This window comes from Arthrobacter sp. 01N444 (assembly GCF_056399305.1).
This window is the reverse complement of record NZ_JBFTRB010000009.1, coordinates 50,970-75,837: the sequence shown is the minus strand read 5'-3', so window position 1 is coordinate 75,837 and position 24,868 is coordinate 50,970. Positions and strand designations below refer to the sequence as shown.

At 65.8% G+C, this 24,868-nt stretch carries 23 protein-coding genes; 12 read left to right on the top strand and 11 right to left on the bottom strand.

Annotated features, from left to right (window positions below; genetic code table 11):
* Window positions 1-27: 27 nt before the first annotated feature.
* Window positions 28-504 carry a hypothetical protein gene (locus AC1DKN_RS12280; protein WP_476871402.1) on the bottom strand — a complete coding sequence of 159 codons (477 nt, stop codon included), beginning with the start codon at window positions 502-504 and terminating at the stop codon, window positions 28-30.
* Between the two features lie 128 nt (window positions 505-632).
* Window positions 633-2,843 carry a hypothetical protein gene (locus AC1DKN_RS12275; RefSeq protein ID WP_476871401.1) on the bottom strand — a complete coding sequence of 737 codons (2,211 nt, stop codon included), beginning with the start codon at window positions 2,841-2,843 and terminating at the stop codon, window positions 633-635.
* Between the two features lie 1,055 nt (window positions 2,844-3,898).
* Between AC1DKN_RS12275 and AC1DKN_RS12270 the strand changes: the two genes are divergently transcribed.
* Window positions 3,899-5,074, top strand: coding sequence for a zinc-dependent alcohol dehydrogenase (locus AC1DKN_RS12270; RefSeq protein WP_230010888.1), 1,176 nt, complete (start codon window positions 3,899-3,901; stop codon window positions 5,072-5,074).
* 153 nt (window positions 5,075-5,227) lie between these two features.
* On the opposite strand, the gene AC1DKN_RS12265 is transcribed toward AC1DKN_RS12270, so the two are convergent.
* A complete protein-coding gene (locus tag AC1DKN_RS12265) occupies window positions 5,228-5,620 on the bottom strand; it encodes a VOC family protein (RefSeq protein ID WP_476871400.1) in 393 nt (130 codons plus the stop codon).
* Between the two features lie 103 nt (window positions 5,621-5,723).
* Complete coding sequence (locus AC1DKN_RS12260; protein ID WP_476871399.1) at window positions 5,724-6,983, bottom strand: NYN domain-containing protein; 1,260 nt, start codon at window positions 6,981-6,983, stop codon at window positions 5,724-5,726.
* 387 nt (window positions 6,984-7,370) lie between these two features.
* Between AC1DKN_RS12260 and AC1DKN_RS12255 the strand changes: the two genes are divergently transcribed.
* A complete protein-coding gene (locus AC1DKN_RS12255; RefSeq protein WP_476871398.1) occupies window positions 7,371-8,003 on the top strand; it encodes a diguanylate cyclase domain-containing protein in 633 nt (210 codons plus the stop codon).
* Between the two features lie 83 nt (window positions 8,004-8,086).
* Here AC1DKN_RS12255 and AC1DKN_RS12250 read toward each other — a convergent pair whose 3' ends face one another.
* The 3 genes from AC1DKN_RS12250 to AC1DKN_RS12240 form a co-directional block, all read right to left on the bottom strand.
* A complete protein-coding gene (locus AC1DKN_RS12250) occupies window positions 8,087-8,266 on the bottom strand; it encodes a hypothetical protein (protein ID WP_018775517.1) in 180 nt (59 codons plus the stop codon).
* A 365-nt stretch (window positions 8,267-8,631) separates the two neighbouring features.
* Complete coding sequence (locus AC1DKN_RS12245) at window positions 8,632-9,927, bottom strand: cation:proton antiporter (RefSeq protein ID WP_230008941.1); 1,296 nt, start codon at window positions 9,925-9,927, stop codon at window positions 8,632-8,634.
* 206 nt (window positions 9,928-10,133) lie between these two features.
* Complete coding sequence (locus AC1DKN_RS12240) at window positions 10,134-11,216, bottom strand: LacI family DNA-binding transcriptional regulator (RefSeq protein WP_476859935.1); 1,083 nt, start codon at window positions 11,214-11,216, stop codon at window positions 10,134-10,136.
* A 205-nt stretch (window positions 11,217-11,421) separates the two neighbouring features.
* Here AC1DKN_RS12240 and AC1DKN_RS12235 point away from each other — a divergent pair, with 205 nt between their 5' ends.
* The 5 genes from AC1DKN_RS12235 (at window position 11,422) to AC1DKN_RS12215 (ending at window position 16,246) form a co-directional block, all read left to right on the top strand.
* Window positions 11,422-12,267, top strand: a complete 846-nt coding sequence (locus AC1DKN_RS12235) for an ABC transporter substrate-binding protein (protein ID WP_223913949.1) — start codon at window positions 11,422-11,424, stop codon at window positions 12,265-12,267.
* Window positions 12,268-12,409: 142 nt separating this feature from the next.
* Complete coding sequence (locus tag AC1DKN_RS12230; protein WP_018775513.1) at window positions 12,410-13,198, top strand: amino acid ABC transporter permease; 789 nt, start codon at window positions 12,410-12,412, stop codon at window positions 13,196-13,198.
* Complete coding sequence (locus AC1DKN_RS12225; protein WP_290370353.1) at window positions 13,195-14,001, top strand: amino acid ABC transporter ATP-binding protein; 807 nt, start codon at window positions 13,195-13,197, stop codon at window positions 13,999-14,001. Before AC1DKN_RS12230 ends, AC1DKN_RS12225 begins: the two co-directional genes overlap by 4 nt.
* Window positions 14,001-15,056, top strand: coding sequence for a Gfo/Idh/MocA family protein (locus AC1DKN_RS12220; protein ID WP_476871397.1), 1,056 nt, complete (start codon window positions 14,001-14,003; stop codon window positions 15,054-15,056). The genes AC1DKN_RS12225 and AC1DKN_RS12220 overlap by 1 nt, the downstream gene beginning before the upstream one ends.
* A gap of 68 nt (window positions 15,057-15,124) precedes the next feature.
* A complete protein-coding gene (locus AC1DKN_RS12215; RefSeq protein WP_476871396.1) occupies window positions 15,125-16,246 on the top strand; it encodes an NAD(P)/FAD-dependent oxidoreductase in 1,122 nt (373 codons plus the stop codon).
* Window positions 16,247-16,387: 141 nt separating this feature from the next.
* On the opposite strand, the gene AC1DKN_RS12210 is transcribed toward AC1DKN_RS12215, so the two are convergent.
* Complete coding sequence (locus tag AC1DKN_RS12210) at window positions 16,388-16,969, bottom strand: hypothetical protein (RefSeq protein ID WP_476871395.1); 582 nt, start codon at window positions 16,967-16,969, stop codon at window positions 16,388-16,390.
* 263 nt (window positions 16,970-17,232) lie between these two features.
* Here AC1DKN_RS12210 and AC1DKN_RS12205 point away from each other — a divergent pair, with 263 nt between their 5' ends.
* The 5 genes from AC1DKN_RS12205 (at window position 17,233) to AC1DKN_RS12185 (ending at window position 20,863) form a co-directional block, all read left to right on the top strand.
* A complete protein-coding gene (locus AC1DKN_RS12205; protein WP_223913528.1) occupies window positions 17,233-17,643 on the top strand; it encodes a TOBE domain-containing protein in 411 nt (136 codons plus the stop codon).
* Window positions 17,640-18,458: a molybdate ABC transporter substrate-binding protein gene (gene modA, locus AC1DKN_RS12200; protein WP_476871394.1), complete on the top strand. Its 819-nt coding sequence runs from the start codon at window positions 17,640-17,642 to the stop codon at window positions 18,456-18,458. Before AC1DKN_RS12205 ends, modA begins: the two co-directional genes overlap by 4 nt.
* Before the next feature lie 5 nt (window positions 18,459-18,463).
* The gene (locus tag AC1DKN_RS12195) at window positions 18,464-19,285 is read left to right on the top strand and encodes an ABC transporter permease (RefSeq protein WP_476871393.1); all 822 of its coding nucleotides are present in this window, start codon (window positions 18,464-18,466) and stop codon (window positions 19,283-19,285) included.
* Window positions 19,282-20,331 carry a sulfate/molybdate ABC transporter ATP-binding protein gene (locus AC1DKN_RS12190; protein WP_476871392.1) on the top strand — a complete coding sequence of 350 codons (1,050 nt, stop codon included), beginning with the start codon at window positions 19,282-19,284 and terminating at the stop codon, window positions 20,329-20,331. The genes AC1DKN_RS12195 and AC1DKN_RS12190 overlap by 4 nt, the downstream gene beginning before the upstream one ends.
* Window positions 20,332-20,416: 85 nt before the next feature.
* Entirely contained in the window at window positions 20,417-20,863 is a 447-nt protein-coding gene (locus AC1DKN_RS12185) for an SRPBCC domain-containing protein (protein ID WP_476871391.1), read from the top strand.
* 34 nt (window positions 20,864-20,897) lie between these two features.
* Here the strand turns inward: AC1DKN_RS12185 and AC1DKN_RS12180 are convergent, their stop codons facing one another.
* The 3 genes from AC1DKN_RS12180 to AC1DKN_RS12170 form a co-directional block, all read right to left on the bottom strand.
* Window positions 20,898-22,058: a glycerate kinase gene (locus AC1DKN_RS12180; protein WP_476871390.1), complete on the bottom strand. Its 1,161-nt coding sequence runs from the start codon at window positions 22,056-22,058 to the stop codon at window positions 20,898-20,900.
* A gap of 1 nt (window position 22,059) precedes the next feature.
* A complete protein-coding gene (gene dctA, locus AC1DKN_RS12175; protein ID WP_476871389.1) occupies window positions 22,060-23,523 on the bottom strand; it encodes a C4-dicarboxylate transporter DctA in 1,464 nt (487 codons plus the stop codon).
* A 184-nt stretch (window positions 23,524-23,707) separates the two neighbouring features.
* The gene (locus AC1DKN_RS12170) at window positions 23,708-24,805 is read right to left on the bottom strand and encodes a tartrate dehydrogenase (RefSeq protein ID WP_230009632.1); all 1,098 of its coding nucleotides are present in this window, start codon (window positions 24,803-24,805) and stop codon (window positions 23,708-23,710) included.
* Window positions 24,806-24,868: the final 63 nt, after the last annotated feature.

The following is a 24,868-nucleotide window of genomic DNA, read 5'->3' as shown; positions in this document are numbered from 1 at the left end:
TGGCGAACCTGGATCACTCCCCGCTTTCTACACTTCGACGGCCCCGCCCGTGGACACTCCGCTCAGGGTGTCAATGTAATCGAGCGTTTTGGGACTGACATGCCGCACGGCCCCAAGAGCCTCCCGGAGAACGGCTCTGCTGGCGTCGTCACCAAGTGCTCCTCGGAGTTCGACTACAGTCTCGATGCCCTGGCTCTCGAACACGCGCGTCATGTCCTCTACCTGGGCGAGACGGCCAGGGGAAGGCCAGCTGATAACTTCGGAAAGCGTCCCGGTATCGAGGCGCCGCCGGAATCCACTGGTCGTGGCGGCATCAGGCCATGCCCCGACCAAAGCGACAATGCGCGGCCTGACGGTCGCGTGGTAGTTCTGTCGTCGCTGCAGGGTCGCATCGACAACGATGGCCCCGATGTGGTCCCAGCCACGGCTGACTTCGATCGAGTCGTCTGTGCCGTGAGAGTCCAATTGCGCGGGGAGGTTGGCAGCATCATTATCGATAGTCATAGGTGAATACTTCCATGCGACAGCAGTGAGCGTGCGGCTGCGGCAGCCCAGATCGGAGCGAAACCATTCCGCTATCAGCAGTCCTGGCTGCCGTCCGACTGCCGGTTATGTGCGTCCGCCGGCGGGATTCATCCGGGTGACTGTCGTCTGATGGAAGCTGAAATTCGATCCTCCATGGCTCGAACGCCGCCGACCGCCGCGGGCCCCATCTGCTGCCTTGCGCGGTTCACCGCGTCGCGGACTTCGCGACGCACTACCCGTTCATTCTGGCTCGACGACTTTTCTCGCGTTTCCCTGGCTAAATCGAGCAGAGCCTGCGGAGCGTAGTGATTGACGCTCATGTCCGTGAGCAGGGGTAGCTGCACTCTCAGATCCTGTTCGATGGCGGTGCGGAGCGGGCCCAACCGAAGCAATTGAGTGAGGAAATCCGGGCTCAACACCGGCGACGCAGGCGCTTGCGGGCCAAGGCGCTCCCGGAGGTGGTCCTTCATCTTCATGGCTGTTCTGTCGAACGTCAGCCACCATGCAAGGTAGCCCATGGGTGATGGTCCAATCGTCCGCCGATACTCGATGACGCCGACTGAGTTTTCGACGTCGTGGGCAACCAAGCGAGACCGCGTCCCTTGCTCGGCTCCGTAGTCACCTCGTTGACGCCTTCTCTCGTGAGTCTCATTCCATAGTTCCTGAACTGCACCCCGGAGTTCGGTCGATGCGGCATTCGAGTGCTCAAGAAGACTCTTGGTCTCGATAGAGAATTCGTCGGCAAGGTAGTCGCTGACGTCCTGCAACGGCTGTTCTCGTCCACAGATGTTCCGTTGCCAGTCCAGGAATTCGGTCTCCGGTCGGCCCGAGAGCACGAAGGCCGAATAAAGAAAGGGCACTCTTCCTGACCAAGTCGACGTTCTGTTGTGACCATAAGCAACCGCCAGGTTGAGGTGTCTTTCAACTTCTTCAACGACTCCGTCCGTTACATATAGGAGCAACCCTGCGTCGACCGCTGCGCGCATCAGAATCGTAAAGTGGCGCTCTTCCGGATCGTCTACCAGGCTCTCTCCGATAAGGGGCAGGATCGCGGTGGTGTCCATCCATATGTCGCCTTCACTGAAGACGTTGAGCACGACTTTCTGGACGTCCGGGGTTTGTTTCAGGAACGCGAAAAGCGTGTATGCGTCGGCTAGTCGCCGAAGATGCGACTGTGTTTGCGGCGAAGGCTGTTCCAGTAGGTGCATTATGGCCGCGGCCGCGGCATCAGAACTGAGCTCACGGATGCCACCATTTGCTGTGATTCGGTCCGCTATGGCTACAGGGCTGAGTTGGAACGGTGCTCCTGTTTCCACGGCTTCGGCAAAAGACTCACCTCGTTCCAGGAGTGTTTCTTCCAAGACTGTTCGCAGTTCCCGAGAAATCTCGGTCAACTGTGCTTCGCTCAGTGCCTTCGGTGCTTCGACGGCTCGAACCGCCGCAATGAGTTTCGCATCGAGGGCAGCTTCATCAAGAAGGAACTTGGCCGTCTGATCATTTATCCTCTTGGCCTCCTCAAAACTGAGATGGTACGTGTCCTCGGCCCCGGACGCTGATTTGTGTTGCTTGATGGGGCCCTTCCGAGACAGGCGGTTCAATGCGCTCAGGGTCAGAGCATCGACCTGCCCTCGCTTCCCCACGGGCATGCGGAGGGCGACGCCATCTTTGATTTCGCTAAGGCTGAGCCTGTTGTATGTGTTCGAATCGTGAAGCGCCGCCAAGACCAATGACTCGAAGCAGCTCTTGGTAAGACTCTGATCGGTTGCCTGATCTTCGCCGTCGAGAGCCAAGTGCAGCACCGCGACCTTGCTCTCATCGGCGGTCAAGGTCGATATTCTTTCGAGGACCCCTCGTTTGGACAGGAGCGGATCCACAAATCGCTGAGCCAGCTCTTCACTGGCCACTCGTCGTTGCGGATAGGACTTCTCGCGGTCCACAAACCACGACCGGTCCCGGATGTCTACGGTTATATTCCGATCACGTCGAGACTCTTCCCTGAGTTCATCGGCAGCCGGACCAATCACCTGGTTAGTCAGGTAGATCATGGTGCTGACCGAAGGAAAATTCTTCTTGAGGGTGTCCAGCGTGCTCGCAATTTTCGACTTCCAACCTGCCGTGACAGAGTACTGAAATGCAACTTTTGGCACCCCATCAATCGTGAATATTTCGGCGTCTCTACCCTTGTCTCCGTTCGGAGCTGCCATCGTCCGCAGGGTCGGATATTCGACGGCTAAGAACTCCGACGCGAACGATTCGAATATCTCCCAGTCTCCAGGGCCAATCCGTTCTAGGGCGAGAGACAATCGCGGGTTCGGCATGACCGAATCATAACCACCACAAACCTCCCTTGAACATCGCCCCGAAGATCGATAGCCGATTGATTTTCGGGGGAGCGGCGGCCTGGTTCCGGTGCTTTGCCTCGCGAGTTGCTTTGGTTAAAACTTCCGCGCGGAATCACGTGTAAACAGCCCGTTGACTTTCGCGTCTCCTGCGAGGACCATGACGAGTGAAAGTCAATGATGGGGGGATAACTCAAAGTTCTGACCTGCCGAAAATATGTATGTGTGCCGATTATTCCCGCGCCAAATTTTAGGCTGCTGCGGAATATCACTTACGCCGAAGCTCGTGCTTCCGCGTCTGTTAGACAGCTCCGAATCTGGGGATCAACGGAGAGAAAATGATTAGCAATTCCTTTAAGCCGGTTGCAGACGCGCCCGGTGTTTTTACATCTGAACCTCTAGCGTCCGGCCAGAGCGATCGAATTCGTGCAATGGTGCACGGTCGGGCAGCACTGTTAACAGCCGAATGCGATGCAGAACGCAAGACGCCAGATCTCGTGGTCTCAAGGACAGCGAGCCCTGGGTTTGACGCAGCTGCGTTCAGTCTGTCGGGTATATGGGACGCGGCTAAGGACCTCACCGGTCGCGCTTGGGACGCAATTAACGATGTTCTGACTAACGAGGGCGGCGGCGGCGGTGGCGGTGGCAGTGGCGGCGGTGCTCGCATAATAGCGAGCACGGACGCAGCCGAAATCGTCACAACCACTCGAGCGCCGGCATTGTAGGTAAACGAGACCAAACGCAACGGACGACGGCCGGGAGTCCCGCCGTCGTCCGCTTTGTGCGAAGGTGCCGCTGAGCCGCCGGGCGGCTATTTGGGGCGGGCGGCCAGGGCGGATGCCAGGCCGTGACCGCACCCTGCCCTCAGCCGCGGGCACCCGCCCTTCGAACGAGCTCATCGCCAGCCGGTCCGACCATCTAAGTCGCCGTCCTCGTAGGACTCAGCCCGACGCTCCTTCCCATCCGGGCGCGAACAAGGAATGATCTTATTGATCAGTAGACTTACTAATTTGGTTGCGACTGAAGGAGCGAATATGAGGGCACTTACCTGGCAGGGAAAGCGGTCGGTCAGCGTGGAGATGGTTCCGGATCCGGTCATTGAGAAGGGGACGGACGCCATCGTCAGGATCACCTCATCGGCCATATGCGGCTCGGACCTCCACCTGTACGAGGTCCTTGGCCCCTATATGAAGGCCGGCGACATCCTGGGGCACGAACCCATGGGCGTCGTTGAGGAGGTCGGCTCCGAGGTCAGGAACCTCAAGCCGGGCGACAGGGTGGTCATCCCCTTCAACATCTCCTGCGGCCATTGCTGGATGTGCAAACAGGGGCTGCAGTCCCAGTGTGAAACCACCCAGGTCCATGCCCACAACAGCGGGGCGAGCCTGTTCGGGTTCTCCGAGCTCTACGGTTCGGTCCCCGGTGGGCAGGCGGAATACCTGCGCGTGCCCCACGCCGACTACGGGCCGATAAAGGTCGGGCACGAACTGCCTGATGAGCGGTACCTCTATCTCTCCGATATTCTTCCCACCGCCTGGCAGGGAGTGAAATACGCCGACGTCCCCGCCGGCGGCACCCTGGCGGTATTTGGTCTCGGCCCGGTGGGGCAGTTCGCCAGCCGCGTCGGTCGACACCTGGGTCAGCGCGTCATCGCCATCGAGCCGGTTCCGGAACGCCGCCGCATGGCCGAGCGGCACGGGGTGGAAACGATCGATTTCACAAAGGACGTCAGCGACCAGCTTCGCGATATGACGGATGGAAGGGGCCCCGACGCGGTCGTCGACGCCGTCGGCATGGAAGCGCACAATTCGCCCGTCGGCGCCTTTGCGCAGAATGCGGTGGGGCTCTTGCCGGATGCCTTGGCAAAGAAGGCCATGGAGACTGCGGGTGTAGACCGCATGACGGTTCTCCATGCAGCGATCGACTCCGTGCGCCGGGGAGGCACCGTTTCGCTAAGCGGGGTGTACGGGGGTACAGCGAGCCCCATGCCCCTGCTGAGCATGTTCGACAAGCAGATCCAACTCCGGATGGGCCAGTGCAACGTCCGCCGGTGGACGGACGAGCTGCTCCCGCTCGTGGAAGATTCCGCAGACCCGCTCGGCGTCATGGACCTGAAGACTCACGAGGTCGACCTCGACGGTGCCGCGGCCGCCTACGAGATCTTCCAGAAAAAGGAAGACGGCTGCATCAAGGTGGTCCTGAAGCCGTAGCGAAGATGTCCCCGCTCCGGGAGATCTCCTCAGGTCTTCCGTCAGCCGGACCCAAGCGCAGCTGGGCTCCCCATTAGACAGGAACGGGAGCCCAGCTAGGCGACCTCGGTGAAAAGAAATCCCGCCGTCGTCCGCTTGCGTGTTAAACGGCCGCTATTCGCCGGCGGGCTGGAACAACTCGACAACGTTCCCGGACGGGTCCTCCAGCAGGATCTGCTGTCCGCCCGGGCCCTTGACAATGTCGTTCCGGAACGAGACGCCCGTGGCGCGCAACCGCTCCACTTCGGCCGCGATATCGCCCACGATGAGGTGAATGCGGTTCCAGCCTCCCGGGACGGGCACCGTGCCGTCCGGCATGGGACGGCCTGCCGAGCTGGCCGGCCCGCTCAGGAGGAGCCGCAACTGGCCGCGGGTGACGTCTGCGAACGCCGGCGCGGCGCTCGTCCTGACGGTGAATCCGAGATGCGTTGTATAGAAGTCGACCGCGGCATCGACGTCGGCCACCATGTACCGGACGCTGACCAGCTCCGTAAGGTCGTTGGGCATTTCCAGCTCCTTTCCGAATTCGTTTGGTTAGTACTCGATGTCGATAGATCACACTGTTGATCGGTTTGGCACCCAGCGCAAGCCCACGACGGCGGGAGGTTCGCTACGCCCGGGAGCCGCCGGCGCCGGACTCCAGCAGCCCGCCGCCGGCCCAGCGCCTGAGCGCGAGCTTTTCGGCGTCGTCGAACTCCATGAGGGCCAGCCGGCACAGCTCTTCCACGTTTCTGGTCCACGCGGCAGCGACTTCCGGCGCTGACATCTCCGCTGCGAGGGAGCCGCCGGCGTACACCACGCCCTGGATCACGAAGTTGACGGCCGAGCGGGACACCGGCTGCCCGGCTGCCACGCAGTCGTCCCGGACGGACCGTGCCAATTCGCTGCGGTTGCCCGAGTGGTCGCGCAGCTTCGCCGCCAGGGACAGGAAGACCTGTCTGAACTGTTCTGCCGACAGCGCCGGAACGTCCGTGACCCGGGTGACCTGCTCCTCGATCGCGGGCCGGGCGTCCGAGGCCAGCGAGGAGGGCTCCGGGGAGAACCGCTTCGCGTCCCACACCCAGCCGGGCGACGGCGTGGACGAGTATTGGACGCCCTGGCCGATCTGGGCGATCCAGGCCCCGAACTTGCCGTGCCCGCCCCAATCGGTCTTCAGCGACGGGTCCGCGGTCAGGGCCCGGTGCGCCGCGACCGCTCCCGTGACCGGACCCGGCGCGGCCTGCACCAGGGCCCGGACCTCGTCGGCGGCCGACGTCGCGGACCCGGGCGTGCCCTGGGCGGTGCGGAGCGGGGTGCCAAGTCCGGCGGACGGGACCATGCGGGGGATGCCGGCCGCGGTCCCGTTGAGGATTGCCACGAAGTCGTGGGACTCCACCACGCTGTCCGCCATCTCCCGGTATGCGAACGCCACGGCGCCGGCAGCGATGACGGTGGTCATGCGGTCGGCCGCCCGGAACCGCTGGACCAGCGACGTGAAGTCGGCGTCGGCAGACGCGACGAAGAACTCCTCAATATGTGCCGCGCCGGCCAGGGCATCCATTGCGTCCAGCACCAGGTTGATGTCGGTGCTGGACTTGCCCCGCTGGGTCAGGGAGGGGCAGTCGATCACGCGGAAGCCCGCGCGGGTCCAGTACGGCCGGTACTTGGAGTAGATCACCGGATTGAGGTAGCAGTTGCGGATCAGGAAGCGCCGGGATTCTTCGCCCGCGCCGCCGGCGGCCAGCGCCTCCGTCCAGTGCTTGGGGTCCTCGGCGAATCTCTTCGCGGCCGCGGGGTCCAAGGCCATCAGGCCGGTATAGACGTTGTCGAAGTCCACGAACATCGCGGCACGGATGCCAGGCCGCCGGGACTGGGGGAGGGGATCACTCATCGGCTCAGTGTGCCAGCAGGAGGGCGGCGCGTGCCAGGGGTGCCCGCTTGGTTGCCCAGTTGCCGCCGTGTGCCGGACCTCACGGCGGGAACAGGAGGTCCATACGTGTATCCGGGATCGGCCGCGCGCGCAGGAACAGCTTGCTACGGCCAGTTTTCGGCTGTAAGCATCCCCGCCAGAAACCCCGCGTGACCTGCGAAGACGCATGTCCAGGCCCGCGGCCCACCCGGGGACAGGCTGATGTAGCGGACGCACGCCGGGCCGAAGCTGGAACGCGACGGGCACCTCGCCGAACTCTCGATCGAGCTGTTGGGACAGGACGGGCAGCGCAGGCCCGTCCTGCTGTCCGTCACCCGGACCGTGGACGGGGCAGAACCGAGGGATTTGATGATCTTTTTCGCGGCCCCCGAGCGGCGGCGGTATGAGCGCGAACTGGCCAGCGCTCACCGGCAACTCGAGGATGCCGAGGCGGACCGCGCCGCGCTCCTGCGGGAAGCCCACCATCGGGCGCTGCATGACCCGCTGACCGGCCTGCCGAACCGGCGGCACCTCGAGGAAAACCTGCTGGGGGCCCTGGCCAGCGCCGGCGAACAGCGGAACCGCGTCGGCGTGCTGTTTTACGACGTCAACAAGTTCAAGCTGGTCAACGACACCCTGGGCCACGCGGCCGGCGACCAGGTCCTGGAACACGTGGCGCTGATGCTCTCCCAGGCCGTGCGCGGCGCGGTCACCGTCACGCGCTACAGCGGGGACGAGTTCGTTGTCCTGATCCCTCGGCTGGAGCACGCGGCGGAGCTCGAGGCGGTTGCAGAGCGCGTCCGGAGCTGCCTGGCCGGCGCCGTCACCATCGGGGGGAGCGAGCTCCGGCTGGGCATGTCCGTTGGCCAGGCGAAAACGGCTGTTCCGGCGGACGCGGATCCGGCCGCGCACAAAGAACTGGCCACGGCCCTGCTGCTGGCCGCAGATCAGGACATGTACCGGGTCAAGACGGAAATGCGCGGGGCCGTGGGCGCCGGTTGATCCGCGGGCTTTAAGGTCAAACGACGACGGCGGGATGTGGCTCCCGCCGTCGTCGTTTGGCTTTGCTGCCTGGAACCCGGGCTTTAGGCGCCGTGGTTCAGGCTGAGGGTGAAGGTGTTCGGGCCGCTGGCGTGGACCGCGATGTTGCTCTTGGCTGTGTTGTGGCGCTCGGAGAGCTCGTGGACCAGCGCGTCCAGCTCGTGGTGCATGGTGGAGCGGTCCCAGAGCTTGTGGGTTACAGAGTTGGCAGTTTCAAACGTCATTGTTCAGTGCTTCCATTTCATGAATCCGGATGTCCGGCTGCCGCACCGATGCGGAGCCGCCGTAGGGGCCAAACCAGGAACGCCTGAGACCGTGGGCAGCTCTGCGAGCTCACCGGTTTGGCCTCATTGCGTCCACCAGGATGGGTGCCCGGCGTTTACTGCGGACGCGGAACGTCGCAGAAATTCGTCAGGCTGCACCGGCAGGAACGTCGCAGTCCCCGCCTTGCCTTTCCATAGTGCACAGCGCCGCGCGGGAGGCTCAAGCCAGATGGCGAAATTTGCGCGTGAGACTCATCACAGCCGCTGTGCCGGAACGTGGACGGCGACGACGGCACCCGAGTCCAGCGCAGACGGTTCAGTGCGGTCTAGGGTCGGGACCGCTTCGACCGAAAATGCGGAGGGTGGATGTGCATGCGGCTCAGCCCCCGGGCGGGGGCCGGAGAGACCGGCACCGGTCCGCCGGGCTCCGGTCCCGCTGCGGCAGCGGCCCGTCCGTAGCGGGCAGCCAACGGTGCGGCGCTGAAGCCGTGGGCCAGGACGCTGAGCAGTACGGTGGCGGCAATGACGGCCACAGCCTGATCGGACAATGGTCCAAGGGCTTCCAGCGCCAGCAGCGCGAACACGAGCGACGCCAGTCCGCGCGGGCCGAACCAGCCCACGAACAGGACGGTTTTCCGGTCGAGGCCGGCGCCAATTGAGGCCAGCGCCACCGGCAGCATCCGCACCACCGTGAGGCTGAGCACGGCATACGCGATGGTCAGGGGGAGGGAGTGCTCCAGCATGATCGGCACGGTGATGGCTCCGAAGGCCAGCCACACGAGCAGGGACACCAGGCCGCTCATCTGCTCAACGAAAGCCAGTTCGGCCGGCCCCCGTTCCCCGGCGCAGGTGCCGAACGCCAGCCCGGCGCAGAACGCGGCGACGAAGCCGTTGCCGCCCACCGCGAGTGCGGCGCTGTAGGAGAGCAGGCTCAGGGCCAGGACGCCGATGCCGGCGAAATCCTCGGTTGCGGTCCCGCGCCGGCGGGCCAGCTGGAGCAGCCACCCTCCCGCGGCGCCGGCCGCTGCGCCGACACCGGCGCCGATGAGCAGCTCCATGGCCGCGCTGCCTGGGCCTTCGGCGCTCTCCAGGCCTGCTGCGGCGGCCGCGCCGGCGATGGCGAGCATGACGACCGGGGTGGCGATGCCGTCGTTGAGGCCGCTTTCGACCGTGATCAGCTGGCGGATCCGCGACGGCACCGCCGGATTCGTCACCACGGGTATTCCGAGTGCGGCGTCGGTAGGGGCAAGCGCAGCACCGACGAGGAGGGCCAGCCAGAACCCGAACTGGGGAAAGAACCAAGCGGCCAGGGCCCACCCGAACACAATCGTCAGCGGCAGACCGACTCCCAGCAGCCGCACGTAGCGGCTCACGTCTTGGCGCAATTGCTGGAGCGGCAAGCGGGCGGCGTCGGAGAAGAGCACCCACACCAGTGTGACCTCGACAACCGGGGTGATACTCGCCAAGGGCGACGGGCCACTAACCAGCCCGGACCAGGCCAGGGCTGCGCCGACAGCGGTGAACACAATAGGAGCGGTCAGGTCCGCCTGCTGCAGCCGCGCCGACACCAGCGCCCACGCGAACAGGAGGGCGGTGATGAGGACAATGACCGTCAGCTCCATGGCGGATCGGCGCCCGTTTCCGTGGGCGCAGCGTGAGGGCGGCCCGATTCCAGCAGCCGGATGGGTCCGCCCACAGGGATCACGCTCCCTCCGCCGATTGCACCAAACGTTCCCCTGCAGTTCAGTGAATCCGCCGGCCCGGGACCGCGCCAGAGAACTAAGCCCTGTCCTTTGGGTCGAGGCGCCCAATGGCGCCCGCAAGCGGACTAAGTGTGCTCGCGGGCCGCCCGCGGGGCCGCGACCGAGCCGCGGCGGATCAGTGCGGCCGTGAATGTCGGTGCGGCCGCCGGTGCCTTGCGGCCTTCGATCTGCCGGATCAGGGCTGACGCGGCTGCTACGCCCATGTCGTAGACAGGCTGGGCGATAACCGTGAGCGGGGGCGTGGTCAGGCGCGTCCAGGCGAAGTCGTCATACATGAGGAAGGAGACATCACCCGGAATGGAGAGGCCGAGCTCGTGGATCGCTTCCACCACGCTGAGGCCGATCAGCCCGTCGGAGGCGATGATCGCCGTCGCCGGGTCAGGGCGCTGCACCAGCTCGCGGGTGATCTTCTTGATGGACTCGTCGTCGCCGGCGTTGAGGCGGATCAGATCGACGGGCAGGTCCAGCCCCGCCTCCTCGAATGCGCGTTTCATGCCGTCGCGCCGGTCCGAGATCTGGGACGAGTCCAGCTGCATGCCGTCGTGGTACGGCCCGGCTGTTTTCAGCGTGGAGACGAAGGCGATCCTCCGGTGGCCGGACTTGAGCAAATAGCTGGTGGATTCATGGGAGATGTCCTCCATGTCCACCGCCACGGTGTCGACGTCGAGCCCTGGCGCCTTGCGGTCCAAAAGGACCAGCGGACGGCCGGATTCGTAAACGCGCCGTAAATGTTGCGTTTCCACGGAAGACGCGGGTGCCACGATCAGGCCGTCAACGCGCTTGTCGAGGAGCACCCTGACGGCGTCGATTTCCGCCTCGGTATCCTCGTCCGTATTGATCAGGATGACATTGAATCCACTCCGCTTGGCGGTATCCGTAATGCCCCGCGTGGCCAGGCCGAAATGGGGGTTTTCGATGTCGCCGACCACCACCCCGATGGTGTGCGATTTCCCGGTGTTCATGCTGCGGGCGAGCTCGTTGGGCCGGTACTCCAGTTCCTCGGCGGCAGCCAGCACCCGCTCACGCACGTCGTCGCTCACGGCCCCGTAGTTGCCCAGGGCGCGGGCGGCCTGGGCCTTGGAAACCTGGGCTGCTTTGGCGACGTCGGCGACAGTGACATCGCGGCGCCGGGAAGCATCACTATTCATTACGGCCTTTCGTAGCGGACCCTTGACGCCTGATGTGGCTTCGATTACATTTCTAGCAATCGATGTGAGTCCGGTCTCAATCCTAGGGACTGAGACCGGACTCAGCAAGACTTCCATCGATAAAGTGCCACTCCACGGGGCCCACTGCCTGCCTGCCCCGCTGCTCACCCCCACGATTGGAAACGCTGTGAACACAGGAAACAAAATGCGCCCCGGGGCGCTCATCGCCGCTGCTGTTGCCGCGGTCCTGGCACTCTCCGGCTGCGGAGGCAGCTCATCCGCCTCGTCCTCGCCGGCGGACAACCCCTACGGCCTGATTGAAGCCGGCACCATCCGCGTTGCCAGCCTGGGTGATTCGAAGCCCTATACCTTTGCCGACGCCCAGGGTAACTTCACCGGCTTCGACGTCGAGCTCTTCAAAGACGTCGCCCACCGCGCCGGAGTGGACAAGGTCGTCTTCACCGGACAGGACTTCTCCGGGCTGCTCGCGGCCGTCTCCAACGGCCAGTTCGACGCCGGCGTTGCGGCGATCGGCATCACTGACAAGCGCAAGCAAACCGTCGACTTCTCCGATGGCTACCTGGCCGGCTACTTGACCGTCATCACCACGAAAACCTCGGGCATCACCGGCGCCGACGGCCTCGGCGGAAAGCGTCTCGGCGTCGTGCAGGGAACGCTGCAGGAGGCTTACGCGGTCAAGAACTTCACCTCCGCGAGCCTGGTGCGCTTCCCGGACAACAACACCGCGATCGCCGCCGTCAACAGTGGATCCGTTGATGCACACTTCCTGGACTACGAGGCCGCCAAGGCCTATGAAACGCAGTACGGGCTGATCAGCGCCGCGGACATCCCGTCCTTCGACGCTCCCGCCGGCTTCGCCGTGGCCAAGGGCAAGACCGCTTTCAAGGACGCCCTCAATAAGGGCCTTGCCGCAGCCATGGAGGACGGCACCTGGAAGAAGCTCTACCAGAAGTGGTTCCCGGGCTCCCCGATGCCCGAGCAGTACCTGCCGAAAGCTGAGCAGACGGCAACGCCTGCGCCGAGCAAGTAAACGGCCCAGCAAGTAAGCGGCCGGCAACCAACAGGCACCGAACCATCGGCACGTCGGCACATAGCCCGGCTGCCACCTGACCGGGCGGGCCGCACTGCGCGGCCCGCCGGGTTCCACAAGCTATCTACGTCTGAGAGCAACCATGGACTGGTTAAGCACCATCACCCGCACCTTCTTCGACTTCGGCGCAATGGCCGAGGTCCTGCCCCAGCTTCTGGGAGTCGGTCTCCTCAATACCCTCATCATCTCCGTTGCGGCGACCATCATAGGCGTTGCCCTCGGCATGGTCGTCGCCGTGATGGGGATATCTCCCTCGCGGTGGCTTCGGGTTCCGGCCCGGATTTACACGGACCTCTTCCGCGGACTCCCCGCCATCCTGACCATCCTGCTGATCGGCCAGGGTTTCGCCCGCTTCAGCCAATCGATCTTCGGTCCCTCGCCCTACCCCCTGGGGATCATCGCCCTGAGCCTGATCGCCAGCGCCTACATCGGGGAGATCTTCCGCGCCGGTATCCAGAGCGTGGACAAAGGCCAGGGTGAGGCCTGCCGCGCGCTGGGCATGAGCTACGCGAAGTCCATGGCCCTGGTGGTGGTTCCGCAAGGAGTCCGCCGGGTCCTGCCAGCGCTGGTGAACCAGTTCATCGCGATCGTCAAGGACTCCTCGCTGGTTTATTTCCTGGGCCTGCTGGTCACGGAACGCGAGCTCTTCCGCGTGGGCCAGGACGCCGCCGTGCTTTCCGGCAACCTCTCGCCCCTGGTCATGGCCGGCATCTTCTACCTGCTGATCACGGTTCCGCTGACCCATCTGGTCAATTACTTCGATAACCGCTTCCGCACCGGCCGACGCCGCCCCGCCGCACCCAGCAGCGGTCTCAAGGAAGTCAAAGAACTTGCCGCGGCTTCACCGCTGACCACCGGGAGCAACACATGAGCCTCGCCAGCAACACCGCAAGCAGCACCAACACCGCCAGCAATGCCAAAGAATCAGTCCCGGACATCGAGACGTTCCACGGCTCCAGCCTGGAACTGCAGAACCTGACCATGGCCTACGGCGACGTCGAGGTGCTCCGCAATGTCAGCCTCAACGTCGCCCCGGGCACCACCACCTGCATCATCGGGCCCTCCGGCTCCGGCAAATCCACTCTCCTGCGCGGCGTCAACCGGCTTCACGAACCCAAGAGCGGGGACGTGCTCCTGGCCGGCGAGAGCGCTCTGCAGGTCAAACCGGACCTCCTGCGCAGCCGCATCGGCATGGTGTTCCAGCACTTCAACCTCTTCCCGGACCACACCGCCCTCGAGAACGTGGCGCTGGCCCTCTGGAGCGTCAAGGGCATGCCCAAGGCCGAAGCCAGGGAACGCGCCCGGCGCCGCCTAGCCGAGGTCGGTCTTGCCGAACGCGCCGACCACCGCCCCCGCGACCTCTCCGGCGGACAGCAGCAGCGCGTCGCGATTGCCCGAGCCCTGGCCATGGAACCGGAAGTCATGCTCTTCGACGAGGCCACCAGCGCCCTGGACCCGGAACTGGTCAAGGGCGTGCTGAACCTCATGGCAGGCCTGGGCCGCCGCGGCATGACCATGCTGGTGGTCACGCACGAGATGGGTTTTGCCCGCAAAGTCGCCGACCAGGTTGTCTTCATGGACGAAGGCGAGGTCGTCGAGTCCGGCACGCCCGCCGACCTCTTCGACAACCCGCAAAGCGAACGCCTCCAGCGATTCCTCTCGGAAGTGCTCTGATGGAGACCCTGAAGGGAAACACCGCGGCAGCACCCATCCGCACCGCCGTCGTGGGGTTCGGCATCTCGGGCAAAGTCTTCCACGCACCGCTGATCGCGGCGGATGCCAACTACTCGCTGGACGTGATCGTCACGGCGGATCAGGACCGCGCCTCGGAGGCGGCAAGGCTCTACCCGGACACCCGGATCGTCCCGACGCCGGAGGACCTGTTTGCGCTGTCCGGTGACCTCGATCTGGTGGTCCTCGGAACGCCACCGCTGACCCACTTCGACCTCGCCGCAACGGCCATCGCCCATGGCCTCCACGTGGTGGTGGACAAACCGTTCGTCACCACACCGGGCCAGGGGCAGGAGCTCATCTCCCGAGCGGCCGACGCCGGCGTGCAGCTCACGGTATTTCAGAACCGGCGCTGGGACGCCGATTTCCTGACGCTTCAGAAGCTTATCGGGGAAGGAGCGCTGGGCGAGGTCCGCAGCTTCGAGTCGCGCTTCGAATGGTGGCGGCCGGAGGGCTTCGGAAACTGGGGGGACACCGCCGCCGTGCCCGATGGCGGCGGCATCCTCAACGACCTCGGTGCCCACCTGATCGACCAGGCCGTCCAGCTCTTTGGCCCGGTGACCGAAAGCTACGGCGAAACGGCGAACCGCGGCCCGGATCCGGCCGGTGCCGACACCGAGGCCTTCGTGTCCCTGCTCCACGAATCCGGGGTCCGCTCACGGTTGTGGATGAACGGCATGACGGCGCAGGTCGGCCCACGCTTCCACGTCCTGGGCTCCCAGTCCGGCTACACGAAGTGGGGCCTGGACGGCCAGGAACCGGCCCTCGCGGCCGGAACGATACCCACGGACCCGGGCTACGGCGTCGAACCCCAAACCCATTGGGGGACCGTGGGTATCGACGGAGACCTGCGGCCAGTCGCATCTGAACCCGGCGCCTATCCGCTGTTCTATGCAGAGCTCGCGACTGCCCTCCGTGGCAAGGGCCCACTTCCGGTCGACCCCGAAGAGTCCCTCGACGTCCTGAGCGTCATCCAAAATATCCGCGCCTTCGCATAGCCCGCACACCGGCTCCCAGTGCCCCTCACGGACACCCCAGATACCTCTACTTTAGGAAAGGCAGACCCATGTCCTCCACGCCCTCAACCAAGCGCATCGCCATCATCGGCGGTGGCATCCTCGGCGTCTCCACGGCCGTCCACCTGCTCCGCGACGGCGCCTCCGTCATCCTCCTGACCGAACACGGCCTCGCCAGCGAGGCCACCGGCCGCTCGCTCTCCTGGCTGAACTCCGCCGGAGAACGGTCCACACCGTACCACCAGCTCCGGGTCGCCGGCGTGGACCGCTACCGCACGCTCTTCGCCGCGGACCCCGGCCGGGACTGGCTGCAGTTCGGCGGTGGCCTCATGTGGAATCCCGCCGGCCAGGAAGCCGCCACGGAAGCCCGCCACTACTACGAGAAATCCATCGGCTATGACTCGAAGCTTCTGACACCCGCACAGGTTTCCTCGGCCACCCCCGGCATCGAACCGGATGCCGTTCCGGAGAACGCCATCTTCAACCCCGGTGAGGGCTGGGTCAGCCTGCCCGATCTGGTGGACTTCCTGATGGAGGAGTTCCACGCCCTGGGCGGTGAACTCGTACTCAACGCCGGCAAAGTGTCCGTGACGGTCGACGGCGGCCGGGCCACCGGCATCGAGACGGCCGCAGGCGAAACCCACGAGTCAGACGCTGTCCTCGTGGCATGCGGTGCCGCAACTCCCGCCGTCGTCGCCTCCCTCGGCGTCAAGATCCCCAACGGATCCCCGGTCTCCATGCTGGTGCTGACCAAACCCGTCGAGCACGAGCTGAAGGCCGTGCTGAACACCCCCCGGGCCGCCGTCCGGCCCAACCCCGGAAACACCCTTGCCCTGGACCACGACTGGTATGAAGGGCACATCGCCGAACACGCCGACGGCTCCTTCAGCATCCCCGATGACGTGGTCCAGGAACTCGCCGATGAAGCATCCAAGCTCATCGGCGGCAACCCCGACCTCAAACCGGCCTCCTGGAAGATCGGCTACAAGCCCATCCCGGGCGACGGCGAACCGGTCCTCGGCGAACTCGGCCAGGTGCCCGGCTGCTTCGTGGCCTTCACACACTCGGGGGCCACGCTGGGCCTCATCGCAGGAGAACTTCTCGCGGGCGAGATCATGACCGGCACGAAGCACCCGATGCTGGCCACCTTCCGGCCGGGACGCTTCTCCTAGCCAGAGCCACCGAGACTGCCAGGCAGGCAGGGACGGCGTTCACCGGCCCTGCCTGCCTAAGCCCCGTCCTGCTCCTGCGCCGGCGGGGCCGCCTTTGGGGCCAGATCCATGGTTGTCGGGCGCTTGGGGCCGGGCTTCGGGCTACGGGCTGGGGGAGGGGCTGGGGGACCCGGTCCCGGATGGGGCGGTGATGTTCCCGGGCAGCGTGGGTGACGGGCTGCCGGAGGCAGTCCCGGATCCGGGCGTCGCGGGCATGTACGACTGGTATTCGGGCAGCGTGGAGTCGAGGACCGGAAGCTGCAGCTCGGCCGACTTACCTGTGGAGTCCTCGCTCACCCGGACCGTGACCAGGGACCCGGGGGATCCCGTGGTGGGGTCCAGCATCATGGCCGGAGGCTGGACCAAAGACGTTTCGCCGTTGGCCTTGACCGGAATCGATACCGTCGATCCGGAAGCGCCGGAGATGGTGACAACCGCGTCTTTGGCGGACGTGTTGAAAACCGTGCCCATGATCCGTCCGGGCTGGTCCGCTCCGTGGGAGAGGATGAGCATGTCCGCCAGCTTCATCGGACCGACCACGGTGTTGATCCCGTTGGTCGCCGGCGTGATCTTCGTGGTTTCCGCGGGGTTGTCGGAGGAGCAGCCGGTTCCGGTCAGCAGCACCCCCAGCGTGAGGGCGGCGATCGCAGATCTGAATCCTGCCAGCAGGGTGGTGGGGGCCACGGCCGGCTCCTCTCGGCAGAAGCTGTCCGGTCACCTCCGATTATCGTCCCGGGCGGCGGGAAAATCGACCCGCCGTCGCTCCTGGTGACCAGCCAGCGGGCGGCGCCCGGCGGCGGCGCCACCGGCCGGCCTGAAATGCGCCTTGAGTTCGAGGATCCCGGGGGCCGGACCCGGCTGCGCCTCGGATGACCCCAAACGAGGATTCTTTACTGATTTGCGGATCAGTTTCCCCATAATTGCCGCAAATAGGTGATTATGGAGGTATGCCGAAAATCCGCATTTCCGAAGCAGCACGATTTCTCGGGGTCAGTGACGACACCGTCCGGCGCTGGACCGAGAATGGGATACTGACCCCGGTCAAGGATGACTCCGGCCGGCTGGCCGTGGACGGCCTGGAACTTGCCCACCTGGCCCGCGACCAGGCACAGCTTCCCGATGACCCCACCAAGATAGGCCGCTCCGCCCGCAACCGGTTCGTCGGCCTGGTCACGGGCATCACCGCTGACAAAGTCATGGCACAGGTTGAGCTGCAGTGCGGGCCCTTCCGCGTCGTGTCCCTGATGAGCAGCGAAGCCGTCCGGGAACTGGGCCTGGAACTTGGATCCGTGGCGACCGCCGTGGTCAAAGCCACCACCGTCATCATCGAAACGCCCCACGGAAAGAGCCTCATATGAGGACCGCCCGCAAGCACGTCCCCGCACTGCTGGCGGCCGGCGCCCTGGCCGCGGGCCTGGCCGGCTGTGCCGGCGGCACACCCGGGGCAGCCGGAACCGGCTCCAACTCCAGCGCCGGGGCCAGTGAGACCCCCACGCTGTCCGGAGCGATCACCGTGTACGCCGCGGCCTCGCTGAAATCGACCTTCACCAAGCTGGCCAGCGACTTCGAGGCGAAGAACCCCGACACCAAAATCACTTTGAACTTTGCCGGCTCCTCGGACCTGGTCACGCAGATCACCCAGGGCGCCCCGGCCGACGTCTTTGCCTCCGCCGACACTAAGAACATGACCAAGCTGACCGATGCGGAACTGATCGACGGCGCCCCGGCCAACTTCGCCACGAACGTCCTGGAGATCGCGGTTCCGCCGTCCAACCCGGCATCGATCAGCTCCTTCGCCGACCTCGCCAAACCGGGCGTGAAGGTGGTGGTCTGCGCACCGCAGGTTCCCTGCGGCGCCGCTGCCGAGACCGTCGAAAAAGCCACCGGCACCACCCTGGCGCCGGTCAGCGAGGAATCGTCCGTCACGGATGTCCTGGGCAAGGTCACCTCGGGTGAGGCCGACGCCGGGCTGGTCTATGTCACGGATGTCAGGAACGCCGGAGACAAGGTCAAAGGCATCCCCTTCGCCGAGTCGGACCAGGCCGTAAACACCTACCCGATCGCCACGGTCGGCACGAGCAAGAACAAGGAGCTCGCCGCTGCCTTCATCGCCGCGGTCACCGGCGGCGAGGGCAAGACGGTGCTGAGCGACGCCGGATTCGGCACCCCGTAAACGGCATGCACAGGCGCAGCGGCACCGGGTACACAGGCATCCCGGCATGGATTTACGCCATCGCGGCAGCAGGGGCACTCTTCGTCCTGCTGCCGCTGGTTGCAATGGTCGCCAAGGTCAACTGGTCCCAGTTCATCCCGCTGATCACCTCCGAATCCTCACTCACCGCGCTCGGCCTGAGCCTGCGTACCTCCGCGGCGAGCACCGCCTCCTGCATCGTCCTCGGCGTGCCGCTCGCACTCATCCTGGCCCGAAGCCCGTTCCCGGGCCAGCGCCTGCTCCGGGCCTTCGTCCTGCTGCCGCTGGTCCTGCCCCCCGTGGTGGGAGGCATCGCCCTGCTCTACACCTTCGGCCGCCAGGGACTGCTGGGCAAAAGCCTGGAACTGGCCGGAATCCAGATCGCCTTCTCCACCACCGCGGTCGTCCTCGCCCAGACGTACGTTGCCCTGCCGTTCCTGGTGGTCAGCCTCGAAGGCGCCCTGCGCACCGCCGGCAACAAGTACGAGGCGGTCGCCGCGACCCTCGGGGCGCGCCCGGGCACGGTGCTGCGCCGGGTGACCATCCCGCTGGTGCTCCCCGGCCTGGCCTCCGGCGCCGTTCTGTCCTTCGCCCGCAGCCTGGGCGAATTCGGTGCCACCCTGACCTTCGCCGGCAGCCTGCAGGGCGTCACCCGCACCCTGCCGCTGGAGATCTATCTGCAGCGCGAAACCGACGCCGACGCCGCCGTCGCGCTCTCCCTCCTGCTGGTCGCCGTGGCGGTGGCCGTCGTCGGGCTCTCCTACCGGCGCCCGCGCCTTGGCGTGGCACCGGAAGGAGCATTCCGGTGACCTTTCAGCTGGACGCAACCCTTGCCGCACGGGGCTTCGAGGTCTCCTTCAGCCTCGGACCGGCCGAGACAATCGCCATCCTCGGGCCCAACGGGGCCGGTAAATCTACGCTCCTCTCGATCATCTCGGGCCTGCTGCGCCCCGATGCCGGCAAAGCCACGATCGGCGAAAAAGTCCTCTTCGACCTGAGCGCGGACACCAGCATCTGGCGTGCCCCGCACACCCGGGGCACGGCGCTGCTGGCCCAGGAAGCCCTCCTGTTTCCGCACCTCAGCGCACTGGACAACGTCGCGTTCGGGCCACGCAGCGCCGGCGCCTCCAGCGCCGCTGCCCGCGAAACGGCCATGCACTGGCTCAGCGAAGTCGACGCCGGCTCCCTCGCCTCGCGGCGCCCCGGACAGCTCTCCGGCGGACAGGCCCAGCGGGTGGCCGTGGCCCGCGCCCTCGCCGCCGACCCCGACCTGCTGCTCCTGGACGAGCCCATGGCCGCGCTCGACATCCATGCCGCCCCGCTGCTCCGCCGGCTCCTCAAGCGCGTCCTCGCCGGCCGCCGGGCCATCATCATCACCCACGACATCCTCGACGCCCTCATGCTGGCCGACCGGGTGATCGTCCTCGAGGACGGCCGGATCACCGAACAGGGCCCCACCCGCGAAGTCCTGGAAAAACCGCGCAGCCGGTTCGCCGCCGGGCTGGCCGGGCTGAACCTGGTGGCGGGGACTGTCAGCGACGCCGGGGTGACCACCGCCCAGGGCATGGTCGTCGCGGGCCACCGGGACGAGACCATCGAGCCCGGGCAGGACGGAGTAGCGGTCTTTCCGCCGTCGGCGGTATCGGTGTTCCTCACCGAAGAGCACGGCAGTCCGCGAAACTCATTCCAAGTGATCATCACGGACCTGGAGCCCCACGGCGATCAGATCCGTGTCCGTGCCGGTCGGCTCTCCGCCGACATCACCCCGGCCGCGTCAGCCGACCTCGGCCTCATCCCCGGAATGAGCGTCTACTTCGTCATCAAGGCCGCCGCCATCGCGATCTACCCGGCCTAGGGAGCTTCCGCACGTTCCGCCCGGCGGAGTAGTCTCGGTGCCGGGCGCTGCCGGCGCCGAGCGACTCCGCGAGGAAAGGAAGGCTATGCCTGGAATGTATGTGGCGACCTCGACCATCACCATCGGGGCGCCCGCGAGCCGCGTATGGTCCGTGATCACCGATCCCGATGCCGCCAAGGAGTTCATGTTCGGCACCGAACTCGTGACCGACTGGACGGTAGGCGGACCCATCCTGTGGCGGGGCACCTGGGACGGCAAGGAGTACGAGGACAGGGGCAGCATCCTCGAGTTTGAACCCGGACGGCGGCTTGTTGTCACGCACTTCAGCCCGTTGAGCGGCCAGGCGGATGCGCCGGAGAACTACCACACGCTGACCTGGACGCTCGAGGACCAGGCCGGTGCCACGCAACTGACGCTCGCCCAGGACAACAACGCCAGTGCCGAGGACGCCGACCACTCCAAGGACATGTGGGACAGCCTGGTGAAGAGCGTGAAAGGAATCGCGGAGCGGGAAGAGTCAGGGCCGGATTAGGCAGTAAGACCGCGGGGCCAGATTCCGCTGCTGCCTACAGCAGGCTTGCCGCGATGTCCCTCCCGATCCTCTGCAGCAGGGCGGCGGAAAGTCCGGGGTCTTTGGCGGAGTCCTGGTCGGTGTACTCGGCCAGGGTGTAGACCCGGGTGAGCGCCAGTTCGGACCATCTTTCCCGGGGGAGGAGTGAACGGCCGGCCACCGCGATGATCGGGCGGGTTCCGGACCTCCGGGCGACGGCGGCGGGAAGCTTGCCGGCGAGGGTCTGTTCGTCGATGCTGCCTTCGCCGGTGATGACGATGTCGCAACTGTCCCTGCGGTTGTTGAAATCGAGCAGGTCCAGGAAGTAGTCGGCGCCCGAGACCTGCTTGGCGCCCAGCAGCAGGCAGGCGAAGCCGATCCCGCCGGCGCTTCCGGCGCCCTCGCGCTGCGCCAGTTCGGCGGCGTCCTCAAATCCGGCGTCCGTCATCGTGGCGACGAGGTGCGCCAGCCCGTGCTCCAGTGCCGCAACGTCCTGCGGTCCGGCGCCCTTTTGGGGTCCGAAGACCGCCGGCGCGCCGCCGGGCCCGAGCAGTGGATTGTGGACGTCGCTGGCGACCACGAGTTCCGTGCTGTCCAGTTCGGGGAACCTGGTCCGGCGGATGGTGTGGATCTGCGCCAGTGACTCTCCGCTGCCGTGGAGCTGCCGGCCGCGGGCGTCGTGGAAGCCGTAGCCCAGGGCGGTGAGCATTCCCATGCCGCCGTCGGTGCTGGCACTTCCGCCCAGCGCCAGGACGATCCTGGCCGGGTTGAGACTGAGGGCGAACAGGATCGCTTCCCCAAAGCCCCGGCTGGAGGCCGCCAAGGGTTCCAGCTGGCCCGCCGGCAGGTGCGCCAGGCCGCAGGTGTTGGCGACCTCGACGACGGCGGTGGTGCCGTCGAACGCGATGCCGGCCGGGACGGGCCGGCCGGTGGGCCCGGTGACAGTGTGGCGGTGCCGGGTGAAGCCGGCGGCGACGGCGGCGTCCACACTGCCGTCCCCGCCGTCGGCCAGGGGAAGCAGCTCGCAGTGGACCGCTCCGGCCCCGCCGGTGGAGCCGGCTCCGGCGCGGAGCCCTGCGGCCAGGGCGTCGGCCACCTCGCCGGCCGTGAGGCTGCCTTTGAACTTGTCCGGTGCGATGAGGGTCCGCACGGTTTTCGGGGCGGTGGTGTTGAACATGTCAGATGGTTTCTGAGTAGGCAGGGCGGCGGGTGTCCTTGGCCGTCGAATCGGCATCGGCGGCTTCTGTGCGCTCCGGGTGCGTGTGGTGGCCGTATTCGATCAGGTCATCGTCGATGTCGCCGTAGCCGTCCGGGAGGACCGGGTCCTCGCTGGGCAGCGGCTCAACAGTTTCGCCGTTGAAGACGCGGCGGACGCGGTCCGCGTCCAGGGTGCGGTCCCACCAGGCGATGAACAAGGTGGCGACGGCATTACCGGTGAAGTTCACCAGGGCCCGGCACTCGGACATGAACTTGTCGATGCCGAAGATAAGCATGATGCCGGCGGCAGGGATGGTGCCGAGCGTGGACAGGGTGGCGGTCAGGGCGATGAAGCCGCCGCCGGCGACGCCTGCCGCGCCCTTGGAGGTGAGCAGCATGACCGCGATGAGGCCCAGTTGCTGGCCGATGGTCAGGTTCGTGTTGGTTGCCTGGGCGATGTAGACGGCGGCCAGCGAAAGGTAGATGGCGGCGCCGTCGAGGTTGAAGCTGTAGCCCGTGGGGACCACGAGCCCGACCGTTTCCTTCTTCACACCGGCGTGCTCGAGCTTGCGCATCAGGCCCGGGAGGGCCGGTTCGGCAGTGGAGGTGCCCAGAATAAGCAGGTACTCCTCTTTGAGGTGGCGGATCATCTTGAAGATGTTCAGCTTCAGGAAAGCCATGACGGAGCCGAGGACCACGACGACGAAGAGGATCGAGGTGGCGTAGAAGAGGGCGATCAGCCCGCCCATGCTGGAGAGGGAAGAGACGCCGTACTTGCCGACGGCGAAGGCCATCGCGCCGAACGCGCCCAGCGGGGCGGCCTTCATGATGAAGCCCAGGATTTTGAACATGACCCCGGTGAGGCGCTGGACACCGTCCAGGACGGGCGCCCCGACCTTGCCCATGGCGTTCAGCGCGACGCCGAAGATCACGGCGATGAAGATGATCTGGAGGATGTCGCCTTCCACGAAGGGCGCGACAACGCTGGTGGGGATGATGTGGGTCAGGAACTGCCACCATTCCTGGTGGGCGCCGGCGTCGATGAGTTTGGCCGCGGAGTCCGTCGTCTTGATCGCGCTGGCGTCTGCGTTGACGCCGTCGCCGAGGCGGAAGACGTTGATGGCGACCAGGCCAAAGAGCAGGGCAAAGATCGTGCCGATCTGGAAATACGTCAAGGCCTTCAGCCCGGTCATGCCGACCTTCTTCAGATCCGCGACGCTGGCGATGCCGCCGACGATGGTCAGGAACACGATCGGGCCGATCAGCATTCTCATGGCGTTGACGAAGGTGGTGCCGATCGGTTCCATGGCGATGCCCGCGGCCGGGGCCAGCCAGCCCACCAGAATGCCGAGGACGATGCCGGTCAATACCCAGAAGTACAGCTGCCTGTACCAGCGTTTCTTGGGGGCCGGGATTTCCGTGCCCGCGGTGGTGATGTGTCCCATGATTCCTACCTCATTGTGGAATGTCTCTGGAGATGCTTTAAGTGTGGGGGTTTGCACGGGGCGGGTGCCAGTTCGGCGCAGCCGCCCCGTGCAGTGTGTAGCGTTCGACGCCGGCCGCGCGGCCGGCGTCGTCCGTTTCAGTGCCGTCGTCCGTTTCAGTGCGCCGCAGCGGCAGACGGAAGCGTTAGACGGCCGCCAGGGTGCGGGCCAGGGCCTCGATGATGGCGTCGGTGACGTCCGCGGTGGTGGCGTCGCCACCGACGTCGCGGGTCAGGTGGCCGGCGCCGGTTGCCTCTTCGATGGCGGCCTCGACGCGGCGGGCTTCCTCGTGCAGGCCGAAGTGGTCCAGCATCAGGGCTGCGCTGGCGATCGCGCCGATCGGGTTGCTGATGCCCTTGCCCGCGATGTCCGGGGCCGAGCCGTGCACCGGCTCGAACATGGACGGGAAGCGGCGCTCCGGGTTCAGGTTTGCGCTGGCCGCCAGGCCGAGGCTGCCGGCCAGGGCCGAGCCGAGGTCGGAGAGGATGTCGGCGTTCAGGTTGGAGGCGACGACCACGGAGAGGTCTTCCGGGTGGAGGATGAACTTGGCGCTCATCGCGTCGACCAGGACGCTCTCGGTGGCGACATCGGGGTAGTCCAGGGCAACACGCTGGAAGGTTTCGTCCCAGAGGACCATGCCGTACTGCTGGGCGTTGGACTTGGTGACGGAGGAGACCTTCTTCACCGTGCGGGTCCGGGCCAGATCGAACGCGAAGCGCATGATGCGCTCGCAGCCCTTCTCGGTGAACAGTGCGGTCTGCAGGGCGACCTCGTTGCCCGGGCCGCGGCCGCTGAGGTTGCGCCCGCCGAGGCCGGCGTACTCGCCTTCGCTGTTTTCGCGGACCACAATCCAGTCGAGCTCGGTGGTGTCGGCCTTGCGCAGCGGGGACTGGACGCCCGGGAGGAACTTCACCGGACGGATGTTCGCCCACTGGTCAAAGTTCTGCGTGATATTCAGGCGCAGGCCCCAGAGGCTGATGTGGTCCGGGACGTTTTCCCAGCCGACAGCGCCGAAGTAGATGGCGTCGAAGTCCTTGAGGGTGTCCAGCCCGTCGGGGTCCATCATCTGGCCGGTCTTGGCGTAGTACTCGCAGCCCCATGGGAACTCGGTCCATTCGAAGGCGAACTTGCCGCCGGAATTCTGCGCCAGGGCGTCCAGGACCCGGCGTCCGGCGGAGACGACCTCTTTGCCGACTCCGTCTGCGGGGATTGAAGCGATGCTGAATGTCTGGGTGGCGCTCATGTGCCTACCTCCTCGTTGAGTGTGTTAGCAGCGTCACACTGCCTTCCTCTTCAAGTAGACGGG

Bases quoted from the DNA above. Each gene is read 5' to 3' on its own strand.
- AC1DKN_RS12265 (WP_476871400.1), bottom strand. From the start codon at position 5,620: ATGCCCAACGACCTTACGGAGCTGGTCAGCGTCCGGTACATGGTGGCC.
- AC1DKN_RS12240 (WP_476859935.1), bottom strand. From the start codon at position 11,216: ATGAATAGTGATGCTTCCCGGCGCCGCGATGTCACTGTCGCCGACGTC.
- AC1DKN_RS12270 (WP_230010888.1), top strand. From the start codon at position 3,899: ATGAGGGCACTTACCTGGCAGGGAAAGCGGTCGGTCAGCGTGGAGATG.
- AC1DKN_RS12255 (WP_476871398.1), top strand. From the start codon at position 7,371: ATGATCTTTTTCGCGGCCCCCGAGCGGCGGCGGTATGAGCGCGAACTG.
- AC1DKN_RS12245 (WP_230008941.1), bottom strand. From the start codon at position 9,927: ATGGAGCTGACGGTCATTGTCCTCATCACCGCCCTCCTGTTCGCGTGG.
- AC1DKN_RS12250 (WP_018775517.1), bottom strand. From the start codon at position 8,266: ATGACGTTTGAAACTGCCAACTCTGTAACCCACAAGCTCTGGGACCGC.
- AC1DKN_RS12180 (WP_476871390.1), bottom strand. From the start codon at position 22,058: ATGTTCAACACCACCGCCCCGAAAACCGTGCGGACCCTCATCGCACCG.
- AC1DKN_RS12230 (WP_018775513.1), top strand. From the start codon at position 12,410: ATGGACTGGTTAAGCACCATCACCCGCACCTTCTTCGACTTCGGCGCA.
- AC1DKN_RS12220 (WP_476871397.1), top strand. From the start codon at position 14,001: ATGGAGACCCTGAAGGGAAACACCGCGGCAGCACCCATCCGCACCGCC.
- AC1DKN_RS12185 (WP_476871391.1), top strand. From the start codon at position 20,417: ATGCCTGGAATGTATGTGGCGACCTCGACCATCACCATCGGGGCGCCC.
- AC1DKN_RS12170 (WP_230009632.1), bottom strand. From the start codon at position 24,805: ATGAGCGCCACCCAGACATTCAGCATCGCTTCAATCCCCGCAGACGGA.
- AC1DKN_RS12195 (WP_476871393.1), top strand. From the start codon at position 18,464: ATGCACAGGCGCAGCGGCACCGGGTACACAGGCATCCCGGCATGGATT.
- AC1DKN_RS12205 (WP_223913528.1), top strand. From the start codon at position 17,233: ATGCCGAAAATCCGCATTTCCGAAGCAGCACGATTTCTCGGGGTCAGT.
- AC1DKN_RS12235 (WP_223913949.1), top strand. From the start codon at position 11,422: ATGCGCCCCGGGGCGCTCATCGCCGCTGCTGTTGCCGCGGTCCTGGCA.
- modA (WP_476871394.1), top strand. From the start codon at position 17,640: ATGAGGACCGCCCGCAAGCACGTCCCCGCACTGCTGGCGGCCGGCGCC.
- AC1DKN_RS12215 (WP_476871396.1), top strand. From the start codon at position 15,125: ATGTCCTCCACGCCCTCAACCAAGCGCATCGCCATCATCGGCGGTGGC.
- AC1DKN_RS12260 (WP_476871399.1), bottom strand. From the start codon at position 6,983: ATGAGTGATCCCCTCCCCCAGTCCCGGCGGCCTGGCATCCGTGCCGCG.
- dctA (WP_476871389.1), bottom strand. From the start codon at position 23,523: ATGGGACACATCACCACCGCGGGCACGGAAATCCCGGCCCCCAAGAAA.
- AC1DKN_RS12280 (WP_476871402.1), bottom strand. From the start codon at position 504: ATGACTATCGATAATGATGCTGCCAACCTCCCCGCGCAATTGGACTCT.
- AC1DKN_RS12275 (WP_476871401.1), bottom strand. From the start codon at position 2,843: ATGCCGAACCCGCGATTGTCTCTCGCCCTAGAACGGATTGGCCCTGGA.
- AC1DKN_RS12225 (WP_290370353.1), top strand. From the start codon at position 13,195: ATGAGCCTCGCCAGCAACACCGCAAGCAGCACCAACACCGCCAGCAAT.